Origin of the sequence: Shimia sp. MIT1388 (assembly GCF_047124445.1) — a bacterium.
Lineage (GTDB): Bacteria > Pseudomonadota > Alphaproteobacteria > Rhodobacterales > Rhodobacteraceae > Shimia.
Genome location: NZ_CP138921.1, coordinates 1,696,106 through 1,717,337, shown reverse-complemented (window position 1 = coordinate 1,717,337; position 21,232 = coordinate 1,696,106). Strand labels below are relative to the sequence as shown.

Sequence of the window (21,232 nt, the reverse complement as noted above, 5' to 3'; positions counted from 1 at the left end):
GTAAACGAGAGTGGAACAAAATAAAAACAAACGCGCAATTGTTCACTTTTTGTTCAGATTTGCCGGTGACACTGGTTGACGTTGTTTGTTTGGTAAATGGTGAACCGCATGGTTGCAGAAGGTCCTGACACGGGGCGGCAGACCTGGATTGACGCTTTGCGGTTGTTTGCAGGCGTGTCCATGGTGGGGCTGCATGTGACGGCGGATGCCCAGGGGCAACCGTTCCCGGAGGCGGACCCGGCGGCGCGCTTGGCGCCTATGGTGCTGCGCGCGCTGCTGTACACGGCGCGGACAGAGCTTTTCTTGATGATTTCGATCTTGCTGTTGTTGATGGCGCTGACGCGGCGACCCCGCAGCTATGCTTCGGTGATGGTGGAGCAGGCCCGCAGGCTGTTGATCCCCTTTGGGTTCTGGACGCTGGTCTATGCCGGCTACAACTTGCTGAAGGCCACTGCCTTTGGCTATGAGGCGCAGGTTGTGGCGGCTTTGACGCAGCCGATGACCTGGTTGGGATATCTGGTGTTGGGCGATGTGAAATATCACATGCATTTTATTCCGACGCTGTTTGCGTTGTTGTTGTTTTTTCCATTGTTCCGGTTGGCGGAACGGCGACCGGTTTTGGGGCTGACCATTGTTCTGGGTTTGCTGCTCAAGCAAGTGCTGGACCCGGTGATCTATCGCGCGTTGTGGGGCACCGAGGCGCTGGGCTATGTGGTGCGCGGGCTTAAGGTGCTGAGCTACCTTGGTTACGGCATGGCGGCGGGCGCGGTTCTGGGCCTGTGGCGGCGTAGCAGCGCTGAAGCGCGCTCTGGCTGGCTGGGGCCCATTGTGGTGATAGCTATGGCGCTGTTCACGCTTAAGCTTATGGCCACGGCGCAAGTGGTGGCCACGGGACAGTGGGTGTTTGACAACCCCTTCGCCTATTGGGCGGATTACCTGATGCCGGTGGCGCTTTTGCTGCTGTGCCTCTGTCTGGCGCATAAGGCTTGGCCGCACGGGATCTCGCGCCTGTCCAGATATGCTTTTGGGCTTTACCTGTGCCACCCGGTTTTTCTAGACCTGGCGGAGATGGCTTTGGCCGGGCGGGAGGTGAGCCCAATGCAGTCGATTGCGCTGGAGTTTGCCTGGACCCTGCCAACGACCACGCTGTTTGTCTGGGGGCTGAGCCGCCATCCGGCGACCGCCTGGACCGTTGGGTTGGGCCCTCTGCCGCGCTTGCGCATTGTGCGTGGGCTGCAAAAGGCTTGAGGCCGCTTTTGATCAAGGAGACTGTGATGCTTACCAACTCAGAAGATGTCGGCATGATTTCGATCCTGAAGATCGCCACCGCCAGGCTCACATCGGCGGATTATGCCACGCTCAAATCAGCCCAGGCGCGCTGTCTGGCGCGGGGGCGCTCGGCGATGCTGGTGGATTTGAGCGCGGTGCGGCGGGTGGCGCGCTCGGGGTTGGCAGCCTTGGTGGAGTTTCAAAGTGAGGCGCCGCAGGGGCTGGCGGTCGGTTTTTTTGGTGCGCGTGAAAAAGTGGAGCGGGATATTGCCCGCTGCGCACTGGCCTCGCTGCTGACGCTGTTCAGGTCCCGCAAAGAGGCGCTGGTGGCGCCGACGTTTCGGTCACGACAACTTGCCGGCGTGAAGGCGGTGATCCTTGTGGCCGGGGCGGGCAGCCGCATGGCGCCGTTGAGTGCGCAGACCCCAAAGCCGTTGCTGGATTTTCTGGGCCGCCCCGTGCTGGATCACGTGATGCGGCATCTGGCCGGCTTTGGTATCCGGGATTTTATCCTGAACCCGGGGCATCTCGCACCCCAGTTTCATGCCCAAGTGCGCAGTTCGCCCTTGCGCAGTGTCCAGTTCCTCAACGAAGGCGCGTGGCAGGACGGCGCGTGGCAAGCCGCGCCTTTGGGTTCGGCCAGCACGTTGCGCCATTTGCACCACAACCACAGCGCTTTTGACCAGGATTTCCTGGTGTTTTGCGGCGACGCGGTCACCGACATTGATGTCGCGGCCTTGCTGGAGCAACACCGCGCCAGCGGGGCGGATGTGACCATCGCCGCCCAAAAGGTGCCACCGGACCAGGTTCAGAAATACGGGATCATTGATGCCGATCGCGCGGGGCGCATTTGCCGGTTTGTGGAAAAACCAAACCCCTCGCAGGCGCCGTCGCGTTTGGCCAGCAGCGGAATATATGTGATGTCGCCCCGGGCACTGGCACAGGTTGCACCACATCCGGATCAGGACATTGCCAAGGACCTTCTGCCGCGACTTTTGGCAACAGGCGCGCATCTGCAGGTCTATGACGCGCCGTTTAACTGGGTCGATATGGGCTGTCCAAAAGACTATTTTGCCGGGGTGTCGCGGGGACTGCGCGGGTTGATCCCGGGGGTGATGCCGCTGGGACATCTGGTGCGGCGCCACGTCTGGGCGGCGGATGGGGCAGAGGTCTCTCCCCGGGCAGTGATCGTGGGGCCAGCGTTCATCGGCGCGGATGCGGTGATCGAGGCGGGGGCCAAGCTGGAAGGGCCGGTGGTCGTGGGGGCGGGGGCACGTGTTTGTGGTCGCAGCCTTGTACGCCGATCGGTGATCAGCGCGCAGACGCGGGTTGGCGCGGGCACATGGGTGGACGACATGATCGTCGCGCCGGATTGGGCGGTGGATCATCGTTTTGCTGATAGTCGGGTGCAGCCTCTGACACCGCTGGAAGGGATCGAGGTGGAAGCGCCGAACAGCGCAGGTACGTTGGTGTCTTTGCCATTTATAGATCAAAAGATCAGCGGGTCCGCACGATGAGCGCGCGGAAAGCCATTGGTGCAAGGGTTTGTGCGTTCTTTGTCGGGGTGGCTCTCCTATTGGGCAACATCGGTCACGCGGACACGTCCAGTGCAACCGCGGCGAAAGATCGGTTCTGGATCTTGTGGGAACGCGTGAGCTTCGTTGGCAGCCATTGCCCCGGTGGCGCGCAATGTCAGGAACGGCGCAGTTTTTCCAGCCGCCCGTTGGACACCAGCAACACCGGTTTCATCTATCGTTTGTTCGGGGTGCAAAACAGCGGCCAGCAGGCTGGCGCCTTGCCGCGCGATCATCCGGATGCACCGGTGATCTGTCAGAAAAATCAGGCGGCGCTGAGCCTTGGGTTTGACCCGCGTGCCTTGCCGCGATCAGAAAAGGGCGAGGTGTTGCGGGGGGTCAAACAGCTGCATCTGGATTTGACCACATTGAAACCGCCGCCGGGATTTGACGCCACTTTCGGCAGCCGGTTGCACAAGGCCTATGTGGGCCGCCTGCGGGAGGCAGGCATTCGGGTGGTGCCCAAAGACCAGCTGCATCTGGTGCCCGGGCAGCCGACACTCAACCTCTATTTTTCCTTTTCGGATCCCGATGACCTCTGCAAATACGAATATTCCGTGTTTGCCAGCCTGTCTCAGGAAGTGCTGCTGACCCGCGACTTGCGCATCAAAGTGGCGGCCGGGGTGTGGTCTTATTCCACCGGGTCCACAGCCAGAGACCATCAGGGCACCGAGGCCGACGCTATATTGCGAGTCCTAGAGGCCTTTGTGCGCGATCATCAGCAAGCAAACGCGCGCTGAAACTGGTATTTCCGTTGGAGAATTGTCTGTGATGTCCCAGCCGTATTTTGAGGCCTATTCCCATCGTCAGCCGCCGGTGTTTGCGCCTTTGGGCGCGGGGCGGCGGCGGATCTGGCATTTTTTGGCCGGGGCGACGGTGGCTGCGGGTGCCGTTTATTTGCAATGGCGTTGGACGGCTTCGCTGAACCCTGAGGCCTGGGTTTTTTCGGTGAGCGTTGCCGTGGCGGAGACGCTGTTCTTTGTTGGTACATTGTTGTTTTATTTTGATATTTGGGACGAAGGGGCGCGGCCAGTAATGCCTACGGAGACCGCGAAACTCCATGAGGAAGCAGCGGGGACCGCCACAACTGTTGATGTGTTTGTCACCACCTTTGATGAACCCGTAGAGTTGGTGCGACCTTCCCTATCGGCGGCAACAGAGGTGCTTGTGCCAAAGGGCGTGCGGGTGCGACTGTGTTTGCTGGATGACGGGGATCGTGCCGAAATGGCTCTGGAGGCGGAGCGGCGTGGGATCAGCTATTTTGCGCGCCGCACCAACGAGGGGTTTAAGGCCGGCAACTTGCGGCATGCGCTGTTGCGCACATCTGGCGACTTTGTGGTGATCTGCGACGCGGACACTCGGCTGCTGCCAACATTTTTGCAAAACACGCTGGGGTATTTTGAGAACCCCAAAGTGGCCTGGGTGCAGACGCCGCATTGGTTTTATGACCTTCCGGAGGGCGAAACTTGGGAAAGCTGGTTGGCGCAAAAACTGCCGCGCTGGGCCTTTGCGTGGCCCAAAACGATAGGGGCTTTGCTGCGAGGATTTGCGCGTGTCGCAACTTGGATCACCGGACGGACGCGTGTTGGCGCGGATCCGTTTATGTCCGACCCCAGCGTGTTTTTTGACGTGATTCAGCGGCGGCGCGATCGCAATGGCGCGTCGTTTTGTTGTGGTGCGGCCTCCATTCATCGCCGGGAGGCGGTGTTTGATGCGGCCCTGCGCGACAAGGCGCAGGTGGTTTTGGCTGACAAATCACCCCTGAGCGACAAGACACGTTTGGCCGCACATCCGTTGCAGCCCTATCGGTTTCATGTGTCCGAAGACCTCTACACATCGATTTTGGTGCATGCAGATAGAGAAGCAGATTGGACGTCGGTCTACCATCCGCAGGTCGAGGCGCGCATGTTGTCGCCCTGGAGCATGTCGGCCTGGGCGGCACAGCGGCTTAAATATGCGGGTGGCACGTTTGACATTGCGGTTTGGGACAATCCGATTTTCCGGCGCGGGCTGAGCTGGCGGCGCAAGTTGCATTATGGCGCGACCTTCTGGTCGTATTTCAGCGCGCTGTGGGCCCCGGTTTTGCTCTTGGCACCGGTGGTGTCCCTGTTCACTGGGCTGGCGCCGGTTCGGGCTTACTCATTGGAGTTCTTTCAGCATTTTCTGCCTGCTGTGATCCTTGGGGAATTGGCCATGGTTGCGTCCTGTAAAGGCCATGCCATCGGTGCGGGGCGGGTGATGGCGGTTGTTGCGCTGCCGGTGCAGTGGCGGGCGCTGTATTGTGTGTTGCGACGGCAGAAACCCCAATTTGCACCCACGCCCAAAGTCCCGGGGTTAAACGAAAGCTCTAGTCTGTGGATGGTGTGGCCGCATGTGGTCCTTTTGATGATCATGAGCGTGGCCGCCCTTTGGGGCATTTGGCAAACGGTTCTGAATACGCCTGGCTACAGCAGTGCGCTGTTGTGGGTGAACCTGTTCTGGTTGCTTATCAATATGCGGCTTGTGGCGCGGGCTTTGCACATGGCGCGTTGGCGTTCCCCTGCGCAGCTCAACGCACGCCACCTTTCTGTTTCTCAATCCAAATCCTCGGAGGTGCCCCATGGTGTCCAATTCCCCGCGGGCTGAGAGGCCCAATCGGAGCAACCGCGGCAGTTTTGCGTTTCTGGCGGGCCTTTTGCTGACCGCAGGCATTGCCACGCAGCAAGATACTTGGGGCCAGGTGATGCGGAACAGCAGCTTAGCGCAGCTGCCGCAGGCCGAAGGTCTGGCAACAAAGCCGGCACGAGGGCTGACCGAACAGGACTGGGCGGGCGCGGCGACCGCGTGGCGGTATTTTGAGAGTCATTACCGACCGGAAAGCGGCTTTGTGGATGCGATCCACGACCACCCGAGCGCCACACTGTGGGATCAGGGCAGTTACCTATTGGCGCTTTTGGCGGCGCGGGGGCTGGGGATCCTTGAGGAGGATGTGTTTACGCAGCGCAGTGCGGCGTTTTTGGGCGGGTTAGAGCGTTTGCCACTGTTTGACGGGCGGTTGCCCAACAAGGCTTACGACACACGCAGCCTTGCGATGGTGGATTATTCTAATGCGCCGGTGCCCGAGGGCATTGGCTGGTCCGCGCTGGATGTGGCGCGGTTGTTGATGGCGTTGCGGGTTTTGGAAACTCGCGAGCCAACCTATGGCCCGCGGATCCGCGCGTTGCTGGCGGATTGGGATCTGGCGGCGATGACGGCGGAAGGGCGTCTTTGGGGCAGCAGCCGGGAGGGCGGCCAGACGCGGTATCATCAGGAGGGGCGTATTGGCTATGAGCAATATGGCGCGCGCGCAGCGGCGCTTTGGGGCTTAGACGTATTAGACGCCAGCACCGCGCGGCCGATCATGGCATGGGAAGAGGTGTCCGGGGTGGAGGTGGCGGTGGACCGCCGCCGGGCCAAGGATTTTGGCGCCATCACCCCGGTGGTGAGCGAGCCGTATATTTTGCAGGCGTTTGAGACTGGGTTGAATGGTGAAGGGCAGCTATTGGCGAGCCGAATTTACCAGGCGCAGGAAGCGCGGGCACGGCATAGTGGCAAGGCCACAATGGTCAGCGAGGATCACATCGATCAGGCGCCGCATTTTCTCTATGGTGCGGTGTTTGGCAATGGCGCGGATTGGGCGGTGGTGGCCGAAGATGGCAGTGCGCATCCAGAGCTGCGCACGGTCAGTTTGAAGGCAGCTTTTGGCTGGGACGCGCTCTATGGGACCAAATACACGCAAGATGTCTTGGCGGACCTTGCACCATTGGCGGGGGAGCAAGGCTGGTACGCCGGGCGCTATGAGGCGGATGGGCGGATCAACATGGCTTTGACGCTCAACACCAATGCGGTGGTGTTGGAAGCGCTGCATTATAAGTTAAAAGGGCCGCTATTGACGGCGCGGTGAGGCTGTTGCGGTGTCGCCGTTGTGACAAAGACGGTCTGCGAGATAGGAAAAGGCTCCGGTGGTGTACCGGAGCCTTTTGATTTGGGCGGTTGGGCAAGAGTTTTTGGGCGTAGCTAGAAGGACCTTAGTAACCGGTCTGTCGCCCCCATTAAAATGGTGCCCAGCCGTTGGGCTGGTAGGTCGACCTGCATGGTGGACCGTGTGCCGGCAGACAGGCCGCGCAGGGCATTTTGCATTTGCGGACCGGGTGTTGTGAGGCGCACGTGTATTTCGCGTGCAGACGTGCCGTTGGTTTCAATTGGCGAGATGGCCTGAACTTTTGCGGGGAATTGGTTGTGCGGATGTGGCAGGCCGGCAAGAGTGACAAACAGCGGATCACCCACATGCAGAGACTCTGCCTCCGACACAGGCACGACAAAGCGCGCCGCATAGGTGTCAGGGGCGTCCGTGTGGATTTGCGCCAGGGTCACATCCCAGGCGCGCGCGGCGTTTTCCGGCAGGCGGCGCAGCCGTTCGATGCGGCCGTCGTTCGGTGCAAAAAGCCAGGGCGCGGCGGCGATTTCTTCTAGCTCCACCACACGGGTTTGCAGCGCGGCGGCTTCGACTTCCAGCGCGACCACCTGTGCAAGGCGATCAGCCTCCTGGGTTTGCACCAACTGTGCAAGTTCAAACTCCACATCCCGCACCAGACTGTTGAGGGTTTCGCGTTCCAGCGCGGCGCGCAGCATCAGGATCTTGCGCACGGATGGCGGGGTGTTTTCGGCCCGCAGCACCAACTCACGTACGGCCAATGCGGTTTCCCGCTGAAGACTTTCGCGACGATGCATGAGCTGCTCTCGGGCCAATTGGTCTTGCCGTTTGGCGTTGTGGCAGCTGTGTAGCACGGTGTCGATTTCTGCGTCGGTGGTTGCGGCGGGGCGGTCGGCTGCGCGCCAACAAGCATTGGCTTGCGCATTGAGGGCGAGGTCTTCTCGCAACGTGTGCAGCAGAGTGTGCAGCGCGGTTTGATCCAGACGGGCGAGCTTCTGCCCCGCGGCCACCTGATCTCCGTTGTCGATCAGCAGCTCTGCCAAGGCGACATCCGCTGGCAGAACAACTTCCATGGCGGGGGTTTTGCTCTCAAACGTACCGGCGACGGTGCGGGCGGCCTGAACCGGCAGGCGCGTGGCAAATGCCCAGGCGCTGATCATCAGGAGGCTGGTCGCCAGTAGCGCCCAGAGCACCCACATGCCTTGCAAAGGATTGAGGCTGCGCGGCGGGCGCAGATCAAGTTTTGGTCGAAACATCGGCAGGCCCTTTGCGTTTTTCCAGCAGCCGCGGATCGTAGGTTTTCATGGTGACTTGGAGATAGACCTGACCCTCTTCGCCGCCGGTTTGAACATCCAAACTGTCGCGCATGATTTTGGCCAGCGGCGACAGGCGTTCGCCTTCGACAGAAGTGTCTGCCGCCACCCTGGCTTTGTGCATCGCGCCAGAGGACAGGGCGAGCCGGGGATCCAGCATGCGCAGTTGGCATTGTCCTACAAAGTGCTTGAACTCAAAGGAAATGTCATCAGAGGGCGCGTCGCTGTCGGTGGGTGATTGGCAGGCCACAGCAAGCATTTCGTTGGCGACCATGCAGACCGCACGGCGGTTGCCTTCGTCGCCGTCACGCCGGAACTGGCTGCAGAGCCAGGCATCCAGTGCCTCCTCGTTGTCTAGTTCGCGGGTGGTGACAAAGCGGCTCCAGCCGGAGGACAGGCGCGCGCGGATTTCGGCGGTGGAGGCAAATTCGATCACACGGCCGTTTTGCATCATCAGCAGGCGGTCACAGCGTTCCAGCAGCTGGCGGTTTTCGGTGGCCAAAAGCGTGGTGTGCCCTAAGCGGGCCTCGGCGCGCAGGCGATCCCCAAGCGCCGCCAGAAGGCTCTCACTGGCGCCATCCTCAGGTCGGTCAATCAGGAACAATCCGGGGCGCAAAGCCAGTGCACGGGCCAGTGAGAGCGCCTTTTGCTCGGTGCGGGACAAGTGCCGCACATCCGGTGCAGACAAGATGCGGTCTACGGTGTCAGCGGTAAAAACCAGAGATTGCAGGGCTTTGCGCGCGCGCTCCAGTTGCGCCTCGCCGCTGAAGCAGCTCAGGTTGGCGGCGCCGCCGCCGGGAACTGCCAGGGTGTCTGGCGGGACCATAACGCTTTGAATTGGGCGCTCTTCGCCGCTGCGGCCCCAAAGTGGGGTGCCTTGCAGGGCCACAAAGCCCTCCACTTGAAGGCCTGTGAGATCGTGCGGGGCGTGGAGCGCCCTCATTAACAGGGATTTGCCCGAAAAACTGTCACCGGACAGGCCGATCACTTCGCCTGGGTCCACGCGAAAGGAAACGTCCGACAGCAATGGCGTACCTGTGTGCGCGCGCACCGAGAGGTGATGCACCACCAACGCGGTTTCATCGCCTTCGGGATCAGCGGAATAGGGCGGCGGCAAGAAGATAACTTCATCTGCGCGGCCCAAACGCTCCGGGTCGGCCACAGAGCGTTGCCGGAAATAGGCAAAGAAGGCGTCGACGGACCAATAGGTTACCAGCGCGATGGTGGCGATGGCCGCGGCGTTGATCACTTCCAGCGCGGTCAGCCAGCTGGCGACGGCAAAGCCGGCAATCAACCCGCCAAACGCGAGGGATTTTTGCAATGCTTCTAAAAGCGCACTGTCGCCCCGCGCGGCGTTGGCCAGGTCGATTGCGCGCTGATCGCGACCACTTAGAAAACTGGTGGCTTCTTGCGGGAGGAACTCCCACATCGGCTCGCGGCGGGTCCAGCGGGCGGCGATGCCGCACAGGATCCAGCTCAACACACCGCCGACAGCAAAAGGCACGGCAACCAGCGGGTGCAAAAAGCCAAACACGCCGCCAGCCAGCACAGCCACCAGCGCTTGGCCGGTTACGGCGTTGCGGCGTCGGATGTGGCGATAGCCCGCAAGGGCGCGGGCGTGGCCCACGTCAAAAATCAGGATGCCAAGGATGGGAACAAGCGCGCCAAAGGCCAGGAGAGGCGCCAGAATGCGCTGCCCGTCCTGTGCCACCAGTTCGTAAAAGAACACCACAAAGACCGCGACCGCGAGCAGGCAGATCCCGCCGCCGAGTGAAAACAGAAAGGAGACCGCGTGAGTCCACATGGGAATGGTGCGGTCGCGAAATGGTAAAGGGCCGGTTGGCGCCGTGCCAATAGCGTCAATTGGCAGGTCAGGCAGCACGCGATCATGAGACATAGAAACAATACCCAGCGACACAAAGAACAGGGAAATGGTAGCGGCGGCGGGTTAAGAATGTGTTTTTGACTTTATTATTTGTTCTTATTTTGTCCATTTCCTATTTTTGAGACCTGATAATTTTTCAGTTGCCAATTCTTAACCATTTTGCGGTTTCATATTTGTGTTCCGTCTGGAGTGTGTTTGATGAAGAGTGCTGTTGGTTCCAGCAAGCGGGCACCGGTTCTGGGTGTCTTGATGTTCTGTGTTGTGGTCCTGGGAATTGCCGGGGCGAGCTATGCAGTCGGCATCACCGCGCGTCGTGTGTTTCTGGCGCAGGAAGAAGAGATTATTCCGATCATTGCCGGAGGTGCGCTAGACGAGATTCCGGCGCTGATGCGGGGCAATTTGCCCAGTGTGACCAGCAGTATGGTGCACGAGGAGCGGCGTCGGGAGAAGCCTCCGCGCATGTGTGAAATGCCGGCGGATTTTTTCGATGATCTGCCGCGTGGGACAAACGTGCCGCATGGCTATGACAAGCATAACGCCTATGTGCGCAAATATCGAAGCCGCCGCGGATTTTTGAACGAACGCGAATTGCGCGCGGCGCAGGTGGCGTGGCATTACTTTGAGCAATTTACCCAGGAAAGTACGGGGCTTGCCAATTCGGTGGGCAATTATCCGTCGACCACGCTTTGGGATACGGCGTCTTATATGGCGGGGTTGGTCAGCGCTTATGAATTGTGCCTTATCGAGAAGCCGGAATTTGACCGGCGGATCACGCAGCTTTTGACCACAATAAAGGGGCTAGACCTGTTCCGCAAAGAGCTGCCCAACAAAGTGTATCACACCCAAACCGGCGCCAAAGTGGACTATACCAACAAGCCCGGGGAAATCGGGTTTTCAGCGCTGGATATCGGGCGGTTCTTGGTGTGGATGCGGATCTACAAAAACCGCTACCCCTATTTGGCCAACACCATCGATTCCGTGTTGCTGAAATGGGATTTTCGCAATGTGCTTGACGAGGAAGGGCTGATGTTTGGCGCCTATGTCGATAAGGAAACGGATGAGACCGTTTATGCGCAGGAAGGCCGGCTGGGCTATGAGGAATATGCCGCAAAAGGCTTTGCGCTTTGGGGGTTCCGGCCGCGGCTGGCGCATCGGGCGGAGCCGTTTTTGACCGCGTCGATCTTTGGCATTCAGGTGCCTTATGATGGACGCGACCCGCGGATTTTCCACTCCCAGAACTACGTGGTGACCGAAAGCTACCTTCAGGATGGGTTGGAGCTGGGCTTTGACATGCCACATGACGACAGCAGCCCGGAGTGGGTGCACACCGATGGCTGGCGCGCAGAGTTTGCAGACAGGATCTACCAGGTGCAAGAAAACCGCTGGCGGCAGACCGGGTTTATGACGGCACGGTCCGAGCACAACGTCAAAGGCCCGCCGTATTTCACCTATGACACGATTTTCTCGGACGGCTATCCGTGGAACACGGTGACACCGCGGGGGGATTACGTGCCCGATCATGCGGCGGTGGCCGGCAAGGCGGCACTGGGCCTTTGGGCCTTGTGGGAAACTGACTACACCGACGTGCTCTATGAAGCGATGATCGAGCTCTATGATCCGGAAAACGGCATGTACGAAGGGCTCTATGAGCGCGGTCAGGGCCGGGTCAGCATTTTTACCGCCAACAACAATGGCATCATCCTCACCGCCTTGCTGCACAAGGTGCAAGGCACAATTTTGACGCCGTACACCGGCGACACTGAGGTCTGGTACACCGCGTTTCGCGATCAGGACATCCGATTGCTGCGCAAATATCCGGACCCTCCCCAGAAAGACGATTGGCTTCCGGCTTTGCGTCATTCGGTACAAGAGAAGGCTGATTTCTAATGCGATACTCCCTGCGAACTCTGTTTCTCTCCGTGGCTGTCCTGACAGGTGGTTGGGCGCCGGCAATCGGGCAGCCTGTCATCGCGGCCGACCGCAGCGCCGAAGCCTTTGCCTCTGAGAATGCGATATTGGACACGGCGATTCCCTTTGCCATTGGCGCCCGCGAGGCGCGCCAGGCTCTGCGCGGGGCCTTTGGTTGGCCCAGTTTCCAAGAAGGTCTGGTGGAGGGCGTGTACTTCCGGTTTGACCCGGATGGCTATGCGCGGTTTGCGCCCACGCCGCGGCTGGATGTGGATGTGTTTGAAGTTATTTGCCGCCCGCGCACCTACGCCTGTGCGGCGCGCAAAGACGGGCTGGAAGTGTTCTTGACCGACCGGGGTCAGCTGCAAATGCGGCTGGAAAATGCCCTTGCCGGTGACATGTTCTTTGTGTCCGAAGGGGTGTCGGAAATTCAGGTGCCTGAGCGGATCTTGCAGCCGCTGGATGTGCAATTGGAACTGCTGTTAGGGGCGGGCGGCGAGTTGAGCACACGACGGGGCGGGACCGAGGTCGCGCGCGTATCGTTAAAAGGGTTTTCTGCCGTCACCGCCTATTTGCGCTGGATTGCTGCGCGGCAGGACTATGCGGTGTTGCCAAGAGGCTGGCCGGTGCCAAATGCGGAAACCTCTGGCGGGATGACAAAGCCGGCGGCCTGGAACTCCCCGATGCCGCAGCCACAGGTGGTGGCCCCGGGCTATGGTGCCAACATGGCATCAGGCATCGCGCCTGCCACCACTGCGGCACCACTGACCTATCCGGGGCAGGCTGCGCAGAGCGCCTTGATGCCAGGAGGCACGATGCCGTCCGTACAGGTGCAGCCCTTGGCAATACAGCCGGTCCTGTCCCCTTTTGGGGCCGGTCCTTCGGATGTGCTGGATGCAGACACGTTGCGGCAAGAGCTGGCCGGGTTGAAGGACCTGATTGTGGAGGCGCAGGGCACGGGCGTTGGGGTGGCGCCTGCACCTAACGCGGGACCGGTGGCTTGGCGGGGGGCGGATGGCAGTTTTGTGGACAGTCCCTCCTCCGATGATTTGGCGTTGCTGTTGGAAACGCTGGAACGCTTGCAGGCTCAGGTGGCCCGCTTCCAACCCGTAGGCAGCGCAGCCCCCATGCCAACTGGGTCGGTCCAGATTGCGCCAGGTGAGGCCGCGGGTTTGGCATTGACTGGGGCTGGTGCGCTTGCAGCGCCTGAAGTCGATCAGACAAGCGATCGATTGGCCTATTTGGTCAAGCACTTGGGGTTTGATGCGCAAACTGCGGTGGCGATCTTGCAGGCGTCTCCTCACGGGACGACGGTACAACAACCAGGCGGGACCATGGTGACCGATATCGCGATGCAGCAGCCTGGCGTGCTGTATGAAAATGCCATGGTGGATCAAATCCTCGCGGAACTGGAAGCAGAGATGGCGGATGCGGGAAGTGCCCAAACGGTGATGCAAGCGCCGCAGCAGCAGGCTCAACGCGAGGAGTATCAACTGTTGTCGCGGTATTTTGCGTCCGTGGGGTTGCCTGCGCTTCTTCCACTGGACCATTCCGTCACCGATGAGCAGCGCTGATCCGGAGTGTGCAGCGAAGTGCGGTTCGGGCGAAAGGCGCAAAACGAGAAGGCTTTTGTCCGCGGATCACGGCGCTGTGGGGCGTTGGCAGCGGCGCGCTTTGCCAAAGCCCCTTGCGCAGGTTGGGGGTCTTTCGCTAGGCCTATGCAGACACTCAAATGACTTCTGACCAAAGGGCTCCATGCTGCGATCTTTTTTCTCTGCGATCTTGATGGGGCTCAGCAGCTTGGCGGTGGCCCCGCCTGAAGCCAGGGCCGAGCAGGTCAGCGTGTTTGCTGCCGCCAGTCTACAGGAAGCTTTGTCCGATGTGATTTCTGGATTTGAGGCGGCCAGCGGGCATGAGGTGGTCGCGTCTTTTGCGGGGTCGTCCGCCTTGGCAAGACAGGTGCAGTATGGCGCGCCCGCAGACGTGGTTATGTTGGCAAATGTCAATTGGATGACTTACCTTCAGGAGAGAGGTTTGCTTCAAAATGAACGGGGAAAATCTTTATTTGGAAACGGCTTATCTCTCGTAGTTCCGGTTTCGTCAGAGGCGACGTTGGAACAGGCGGATGTCGCGGAATTGTCTCAAATTTTAAACAGTGGACGCATCGCTATGGCGCTGGTCGAAGCGGTTCCGGCGGGGATTTACGGAAAAGAGGCGCTGACATCGCTTGGGCTTTGGGACACGGTACAGCCCAATGTAGTGGAGACGGATAACGTGCGCGCAGCTCTGGCGCTGGTGGCTTTGGGAGAGGTCTCTGCTGGGATTGTTTATACCACCGACGCCATGGTCGATGATCGCGTGCGGATTGTGGCGCAGTTTCCAGCGGATAGCCACAGTGAGATCGTCTATCCGGCGGCCATCGTGGCAGGGCAGGATCGGCCGGAAGTGGTTGAGTTTATGACTTATCTCAGCAGTCAGGCGGCGCAGGATGCTTTTGTGCAACGTGGGTTTTTGGTGTTGGAGGAGGCACAGTGAGCGACTGGCTGGGACCACAGGAATGGGCCGCGGTGGGATTGTCGCTCAAGGTGGCGTTCTGGGCGATGTTGGGCGCGGTGGTGCCGGGCGTTTTTGTGGCCTATGCGTTGGCGCGCTGGGAGTTTTTTGGTAAACAATTTGTTAATGTTTTGGTACATTTGCCGCTTGTTCTTCCACCAGTTGCGACCGGCTATTTGTTGTTGGTGACCTTCGGCACACAAGGTGTGGTTGGCGGTGCGCTCAAGGAGATCGGCGTGGTCTTTGCCTTTCGCTGGACCGGGGCCGCGCTGGCGGCGGCGGTGATGGCGTTTCCTTTGTTGGTGCGCTCGATCCGCCTGTCGATCGAGGCGATTGATCCCAAGTTGGAACAGGCCGCCGCGACGTTGGGGGCCTCGCGTATGCGGGTGTTTTTCACGGTCACGCTGCCGTTGATGTTGCCCGGGCTGTTGGCCGGGATGGTGCTCGCCTTTGCAAAAGCGATGGGCGAGTTTGGCGCAACCATCACATTTGTCAGCAATATTCCCGGCCAGACCCGGACCTTGCCCAGCGCGATTTACGCGTTCCTGCAGGTGCCTGGCGGCGAAACCGCGGCGATGCGGCTTGTGATGATCAGCATTATTGTCGCCGCCGGGGCGTTAATACTGTCTGAAGTGCTCGCACGGCGGATCGCGGCGAAGGTGGGGCAGACATGAGTGTTGAGGTGCACATCCGCCAAGGGTTTCAAGGGTTTGACCTTGATGTGAAGTTTGAGGCACCGGCGGGTTTGACCGTTCTGTTTGGCAGTTCCGGGTCTGGAAAAACCTCTGTGATCAATGCGGTAGCGGGTTTGAGTAGGCCCGCGCAGAGCCGGATTGTCGTCAATGAGGAGGTTTTGAGCGACAGTGCGACGGGCCGTTGGGTGCCGCCGCATCAGCGCGGCTTGGGCTATGTGTTCCAGGAAGGGCGGCTGTTCCCGCATATGACGGTGCGCAAAAACCTTTTGTACGGCAATGGGTTGGCCAAAGGTCGGGCGGAGGTCGCGAGCTTGGAGCAGGTGGTGGAGATCCTCGGGATCGGCAGCTTGCTAGATCGACGACCGGCGGAGTTGTCGGGAGGGGAAAAGCAGCGGGTGGCCATTGGCCGGGCGTTGTTGGCGCGGCCAAAACTGATCCTCGCAGATGAGCCTTTGGCGGCGTTGGATGAACCGCGCAAAGCGGAAATCTTGCCGTATTTTGAACGGCTGCGGGACGAATTTTCCCTGCCTATTCTGTATGTTACCCATTCGATTGCAGAGGTGGCACGGTTGGCGACCACTGTGGTGGCACTGAAGGATGGTAAGGTGGATCGGGTGGGGCCGGCGGCGGAGGTGCTGTCCGATCCGAGCTTTACGCCGATGGGGCCGCGCGCTGTTGGGGCGGTTTTGGACGCAAAAGTGGTCACACATCACGAAGATGGGTTAACCGAGTTGTCCGCCAATGGCGTGACTTTGATGTTGCCGCAGCTGCCCCATGCCATTGGCGATCAGGTGCGTGTCAGGGTGGCGGCGCATGATGTGATCCTGTCAAGAGAGGCGCCTAAGGGGTTGTCAGCGCTCAATATTGTGGAGGGTCGTGTGTGTTCTGTTCGATCCGGAGGCGGGCCCGGAGCCATTGTGTCGGTTGACACCAAGGCGGGGCGGATTTTGGCGCGGATTACACGGCGGTCGGCGGCGGCTTTGGCGCTGGAGGAGGGTGTGACCTGTTATGCAGTGATGAAATCCGTGTCGGTGGCGCCGCAGGATATTGGCGCGCGGTAGGGGCCGTTTGTTGGCGCGTTAACCAGTCAGATAGCGGCAAAAATCACGTCGGTTTTTTGTCTGTATCACGACTGTTTCGCGGAGGTGCGTTTTGCAAAGGGCAGGGGGGGGGCGCAACAGTTAACGCAACGCCCGTTGCATCGCGTTAGAGCACGCCAATTTCCGCCAATGCGCGGTTTAATTCGTCCGGGAGGACATCGTCATTGGCCCGGTTGGCGGGGAGGTCCGCAGGAGCGTCCTCAACCTTCAAATAGCGCCAGCCCTGAAATGGACGCTTGAGTGCAGCCTGGGTCAGGTGTACCTCCGGTTCGAGCACAATGGCACATCGGCGAATGCCGTCTGATCCAATCACTTCGTCGAGACGTAAGATACGCTGACGGCACTGGATGCTGCCCTTGATGACCCAATAGATTGAGCCACCGTTGAGGATTTCAGCCTCACGTTTAGGCCACATACGAGTGACATGGCGGGGCAGCCCATCCGGGAAGTGCGCTTTATTGGCCTCTTGCCAGGCGGCGAGGGTTTCGGGGCTCTCTGAGCCGACCGAAAGTTTCACAAGATGCACGGTTTTGCCCACAGGTTATCCACAGAATTATGCACGGAAGTCACAGTATATAGTGGGTGCGTTAACCTTCAACCCCAAAATAATGTGGTTCCTTCGCGGAAATTTCCATATTTGGCCGTTGTCAGATCACGCTGGTTTGATATAGATTAAAAAACCCTAAACAAACGCGCAGCACAAGCAAGGATGCCAACGATGAGTCGTTTCGCCGCCCCCATCGCAGAACAAATCTGGGACATGAAATACCGTTTCAAAGAGGCGGACGGCACGCCGATTGATTTGTCGGTGGAAGACAGCTGGCGCCGCATCGCGCGGGATCTGGCCAAGGTGGAAAAAGACCCGGCCAAATGGGAAGAGAAATTCTACGGCGCGCTGGAGGATTTCAAATATCTGCCAGCCGGTCGGATCACCGCCGGTGCGGGCACCGCGCGCAACGTGACCTTGTTCAACTGCTTTGTCATGGGCACCGTACCGGACAGCATGTCCGGTATTTTTGACATGTTAAAAGAAGCGGCGCTGACCATGCAGCAGGGCGGCGGTATTGGCTATGACTTCTCCACCATCCGTCCGCGCGGCGCGGACGTGAAAGGCGTGGCGGCGGATGCCTCTGGCCCGCTGTCCTTCATGGATGTGTGGGACGCGATGTGCCGCACCATCATGTCCGCAGGCTCCCGCCGTGGTGCGATGATGGCGACCATGCGCTGTGACCACCCGGATGTTGAGGCCTTCATCACTGCAAAATCCGATCCAGCCCGTTTGCGCATGTTCAACATGTCCGTGCTGGTGACCGATGCCTTTATGGAAGCGGTGAAAGCGGACGGCCCATGGGAGCTGGTGTTTGGTGATAAGGTCTATCACACCGTGCAGGCGCGCGATCTGTGGAACAAGATCATGCAGGGCACCTATGATTATGCCGAGCCGGGCGTGATTTTCATCGACCGTATCAACCAGCGCAACAACCTCTCCTATGTGGAAGAGATCGCGGCCACCAACCCCTGTGGGGAGCAACCGCTGCCGCCATATGGTGCTTGCTTGCTGGGCTCGATCAACCTTGCACGTCTGGTGACCGATCCGTTTGAAGATGCGGCAGAGCTGAACGAAGAAGCACTGACCGATCTGGTGGCGACGGCTGTGCGCATGATGGACAACGTTGTTGATGCGTCCAAGTTCCCGCTCGATGCACAGGCGCAAGAAGCCCAAGCCAAGCGCCGCATCGGCCTTGGTGTGACCGGTCTGGCCGACGCGCTTTTGATGCTGGGCCTGAAGTACGGCACCGAAGAGGCGGCGGCGCAGACCGAAGCCTGGATGAAGGCGATTGCACGTGCGTCTTACCTGGCGTCGGTTGATCTGGCCAAAGAGAAGGGGGCCTTCCCGCTCTTTGACAAAGAGAAATACGTCAACGGCGGTCTGGTTCAGGACATGGATCAGGACGTGAAAGACGCGATTGCCAAGCACGGCATCCGCAACGCGCTTTTGACCTCCATCGCGCCAACCGGCACCATCAGCCTCTATGCAGGCAACGTGAGTTCTGGCATCGAGCCGGTGTTTGCCTATGCCTACACCCGCAAGGTTCTGCAGAAAGACGGCTCCCGCACGGAAGAGGAAGTTGTTGATTACGCAGTGCAATTGTGGCGTGACAAGTTTGGCGACAAGGAGCTGCCAGACTACTTTGTGAACGCGCAGACTCTGGAGCCAGCGGCGCATGTGCGCATGCAGGCGGCGGCGCAGAAGTGGATCGACAGCTCGATCTCCAAAACCATCAACTGCCCGGAAGACATCAGCTTTGACGCCTTCAAAGACGTCTACATGCAGGCCTGGGACACCGGCTGTAAGGGCTGCACCACCTATCGTCCAAACGATGTAACTGGGTCTGTTTTGACCGTTTCGGAAAGCGACGAGAAGGCGCCAGGTGAACAGCCAGCGGATCACGTGGCGGATTCCGGTGAGGTCATCTATATGTCCGAGCCGCTGGAGCGTCCGCAGAGCCTGGAAGGCGCGACCTACAAGCTGAAGTGGCCAGACAGCGAGCACGCGATTTACCTGACCGTGAACGATGTGATCATCAACGGCCATCGCCGTCCGTTTGAGGTGTTTATCAACTCCAAGAATATGGAGCACTACGCCTGGACGTTGGCCCTGACCCGGATGATTTCGGCCGTGTTCCGTCGCGGCGGCGATGTGTCCTTTGTGGTCGAAGAGCTGAAAGCTGTGTTTGACCCGCGTGGTGGTGCCTGGATGGAAGGCAAGTACATCCCATCCATTTTGGCGGCGATCGGCGGCGTGCTGGAGCGTCACATGATTGCGATTGGCTTCATCGAGGGCGAAGGTATGGGCCTGAAGTCTGATCCACAGGCCGAGGTGATGGCCGTGGGCGGTGCACCACGTGGTAAGCCGTGCCCAAGTTGTGGCGATTTCAGCTTGCAGATGGTTGAAGGTTGCATGACCTGCAGCAGCTGTGGCCACAGCAAGTGCGGGTAGGCTTCTGACGGGATGTTTGTGTGACGGGCGGTGATTAATGGTCAGCCCCGTCAGCAGACATTCTGGTCGGGGCGTTGACTAAAAGGCGCCCAGCCGCAAGCAACCATGGCGTCGTGAGTTGCGCTGATTGAAAAAAGTAAACCCGGAATGGCGATGCAGTTGTGTCGCCATTTTTTTGTTGCGCGCATTTGGGGCGTCAACGCTGAGAAAGGGCCAGGCGGTGGCCGATACATTGGGCAGGGAGGCGGTCGCTCGCTACGGTGCAACCCAAATGCCTGATGGGCTCCGAGGTCGCTAATGCCTGAAGGGGGCTTAGGCAGTTCGCGTGTCATGCCGCCTGCACAAATTCTGCACAAAAGAACCTCAGCGTCTGCATGACCGAAGAGGTCGAACTGCACATTGACCGTCCATTTCTGTGCCGAGAAAACAATTTTCAAGGACAGACCTATGAGCAGACAATTAGAGATTGGCGGTGTGCCGGATTGTATTCGCCTGGATGGCTGGTGGCTGGAGAGCTGCGCGGCGGAGACAGCCGACGACATGCGACCAAAAAGGGAGGCAGGCGCTCGCGTCTCGCGCCTGCGTGATCCAAAAGCACTCGGGGTTGTGGCGGCTCTGGTTTTGTTGGCAGATTGGCTGTTTTGGCGCAAAACGCCGGGAATTTCAGTCGCGTTGTTCGTTATGGTCCTGTCGGTGGCCATTCTGGCGATGCGAGAAAAACGGACCACATGGAAAGAATGGTGTGGCGCGCTGGCCTTCCAATGGGTCTGCAACCTCCCGGTGATTGAACTGCTGCAACCACTGTCCCTGCTGTTTTCTGCCGCTGGGCTTATCGGGCTTGCCGTGTGGGCTTTTTACGGGCGGCTGGTTGAAGGGCGGCAAATGGCCTGGCTTATGATGCGTGTTTCGACCATCGGGGCGACCCTTCTGCCCAAAACTGTGATTGAAGATGTGCAGCCGGCGCAGATCAAGATGGGGCTCAAGCAGCGCCTGAACGCTTTGGCTTTGCCGGTGGGCATTGGCGGAGTGTTCTTGGTGCTGTTGACCGCCGCCAATCCTGTTCTGGAACAGTTTTTGACACAGTTCACGCACGTCGAGTTTGTTTCAGAACTGGAAGTGTTCCGGATGGTTTTTTGGGTGGTCTGCGCCTGTGTGCTGTGGCCCTATCTTCACCTGAACCAAGCGTGGATCGGAGGGATGCCAACACGGCCAAAAGCAAAGGCCGTGCCGGTGTCATGGGGATCGGCCTTGGTAAATGCGGACTCCGTGCGCAACTCGCTGTTTCTGTTCAACGGTTTGTTCTTGATCCAGACGATCATGGATTTGGGCGTGCTCTCCGGCGGTGTCGCACTGCCAGACGGCATGACCTACGCCGGATACGCGCATCGCGGGGCTTACCCGCTTGTGGCAACCGCAATTCTGGCGGGCGTGTTTGCCATCACCACGCGCTCCATGGTTCAAGGCGACCGCATCCTGAGAACACTGATGTATCTTTGGTTGGGGCAAAACCTGTTCCTGGTGGTGACTGCGGCGTTTCGATTGAGCCTCTATGTCGATGTTTACAGCCTCACTTACCTGCGACTTGCCGCCTTTATCTGGATGGGGCTGGTGTTTGTGGGGATTTCCTTGATCCTCTTTCAGATTTCTCACGCCAAAAGTGTTGGCTGGCTTGTGCGCGGAAACCTCGTCGCGTTGTCCGCAACGCTCTATCTCTGCTGCTTTGTCAATTTTGCCTGGGTGATTGCCGACTATAATTTGAACAGCAAAGAGAATTTGCACCAGCTTGATACTTACTACATCTGTGAATTGGGGGACTTTGCCCTGCCAGCCATTCGGGCGTTTGAGGGCGACCGCCAGACACAGCTCTGCACTTGGTACACGGCACAATCGCCACGGCACACTCTTATTGAAGACTGGCGTGATTGGGGCCTTCGCAAATGGCGGCTTCAGGTCTATCTTGCAGGATAATCAAGCAGGTATGT

Annotated in this window: 15 protein-coding genes; 12 read left to right on the top strand and 3 right to left on the bottom strand. The window is 59.4% G+C overall.

The annotated features are described in order from the left end of the window. The first annotated feature begins 108 nt into the window (after positions 1-108). From SIB92_RS08400 to SIB92_RS08380, 5 genes are all read left to right on the top strand, one after another. Complete coding sequence (locus SIB92_RS08400; RefSeq protein WP_412555371.1) at positions 109-1,248, top strand: acyltransferase family protein; 1,140 nt, start codon at positions 109-111, stop codon at positions 1,246-1,248. Positions 1,249-1,274: 26 nt separating this feature from the next. Then, on the top strand, positions 1,275-2,786 hold the full coding sequence (locus tag SIB92_RS08395; RefSeq protein ID WP_412555370.1) for a sugar phosphate nucleotidyltransferase: 1,512 nt from the start codon (positions 1,275-1,277) through the stop codon (positions 2,784-2,786). Then, positions 2,783-3,583, top strand: coding sequence for a hypothetical protein (locus tag SIB92_RS08390; RefSeq protein ID WP_412555369.1), 801 nt, complete (start codon positions 2,783-2,785; stop codon positions 3,581-3,583). The genes SIB92_RS08395 and SIB92_RS08390 overlap by 4 nt, the downstream gene beginning before the upstream one ends. 31 nt (positions 3,584-3,614) lie before the next feature. Further along, entirely contained in the window at positions 3,615-5,468 is a 1,854-nt protein-coding gene (locus SIB92_RS08385; protein WP_412555368.1) for a glycosyltransferase, read from the top strand. A gap of 97 nt (positions 5,469-5,565) precedes the next feature. Then, entirely contained in the window at positions 5,566-6,765 is a 1,200-nt protein-coding gene (locus SIB92_RS08380; RefSeq protein ID WP_412555367.1) for a DUF3131 domain-containing protein, read from the top strand. Between the two features lie 113 nt (positions 6,766-6,878). On the opposite strand, the gene SIB92_RS08375 is transcribed toward SIB92_RS08380, so the two are convergent. Together SIB92_RS08375 and SIB92_RS08370 are read right to left on the bottom strand one after the other, a co-directional pair. Further along, positions 6,879-8,051, bottom strand: coding sequence for a hypothetical protein (locus tag SIB92_RS08375; protein WP_412555366.1), 1,173 nt, complete (start codon positions 8,049-8,051; stop codon positions 6,879-6,881). Beyond that, positions 8,032-10,005 carry an ATP-binding cassette domain-containing protein gene (locus SIB92_RS08370; RefSeq protein ID WP_412555365.1) on the bottom strand — a complete coding sequence of 658 codons (1,974 nt, stop codon included), beginning with the start codon at positions 10,003-10,005 and terminating at the stop codon, positions 8,032-8,034. The genes SIB92_RS08375 and SIB92_RS08370 overlap by 20 nt, the downstream gene beginning before the upstream one ends. Positions 10,006-10,191: 186 nt before the next feature. Between SIB92_RS08370 and SIB92_RS08365 the strand changes: the two genes are divergently transcribed. The 5 genes from SIB92_RS08365 to modC all read left to right on the top strand — a co-directional run bounded on the left by SIB92_RS08365 (position 10,192) and on the right by modC (position 16,210). Then, the gene (locus tag SIB92_RS08365; protein ID WP_412555364.1) at positions 10,192-11,880 is read left to right on the top strand and encodes a DUF3131 domain-containing protein; all 1,689 of its coding nucleotides are present in this window, start codon (positions 10,192-10,194) and stop codon (positions 11,878-11,880) included. Beyond that, positions 11,880-13,475, top strand: coding sequence for a hypothetical protein (locus SIB92_RS08360; protein WP_412555363.1), 1,596 nt, complete (start codon positions 11,880-11,882; stop codon positions 13,473-13,475). Before SIB92_RS08365 ends, SIB92_RS08360 begins: the two co-directional genes overlap by 1 nt. A 181-nt stretch (positions 13,476-13,656) precedes the next feature. Beyond that, positions 13,657-14,436: a molybdate ABC transporter substrate-binding protein gene (gene modA / locus SIB92_RS08355; RefSeq protein WP_412555362.1), complete on the top strand. Its 780-nt coding sequence runs from the start codon at positions 13,657-13,659 to the stop codon at positions 14,434-14,436. After that, positions 14,433-15,128 carry a molybdate ABC transporter permease subunit gene (modB, locus tag SIB92_RS08350; protein WP_412555361.1) on the top strand — a complete coding sequence of 232 codons (696 nt, stop codon included), beginning with the start codon at positions 14,433-14,435 and terminating at the stop codon, positions 15,126-15,128. The genes modA and modB overlap by 4 nt, the downstream gene beginning before the upstream one ends. Next, a complete protein-coding gene (modC, locus tag SIB92_RS08345) occupies positions 15,125-16,210 on the top strand; it encodes a molybdenum ABC transporter ATP-binding protein (RefSeq protein ID WP_412555360.1) in 1,086 nt (361 codons plus the stop codon). Before modB ends, modC begins: the two co-directional genes overlap by 4 nt. Before the next feature lie 145 nt (positions 16,211-16,355). Here the strand turns inward: modC and SIB92_RS08340 are convergent, their stop codons facing one another. Next, positions 16,356-16,775: a DUF1489 family protein gene (locus SIB92_RS08340; RefSeq protein ID WP_412555359.1), complete on the bottom strand. Its 420-nt coding sequence runs from the start codon at positions 16,773-16,775 to the stop codon at positions 16,356-16,358. A gap of 192 nt (positions 16,776-16,967) precedes the next feature. Between SIB92_RS08340 and SIB92_RS08335 the strand changes: the two genes are divergently transcribed. Further along, positions 16,968-19,250 (top strand): adenosylcobalamin-dependent ribonucleoside-diphosphate reductase, encoded by a 2,283-nt coding sequence (locus tag SIB92_RS08335; RefSeq protein WP_412555358.1) that lies wholly within the window; start codon positions 16,968-16,970, stop codon positions 19,248-19,250. A 447-nt stretch (positions 19,251-19,697) separates the two neighbouring features. Continuing rightward, positions 19,698-21,218, top strand: coding sequence for a DUF4173 domain-containing protein (locus tag SIB92_RS08330; protein WP_412555357.1), 1,521 nt, complete (start codon positions 19,698-19,700; stop codon positions 21,216-21,218). The last annotated feature ends 14 nt before the right edge of the window (positions 21,219-21,232 follow it).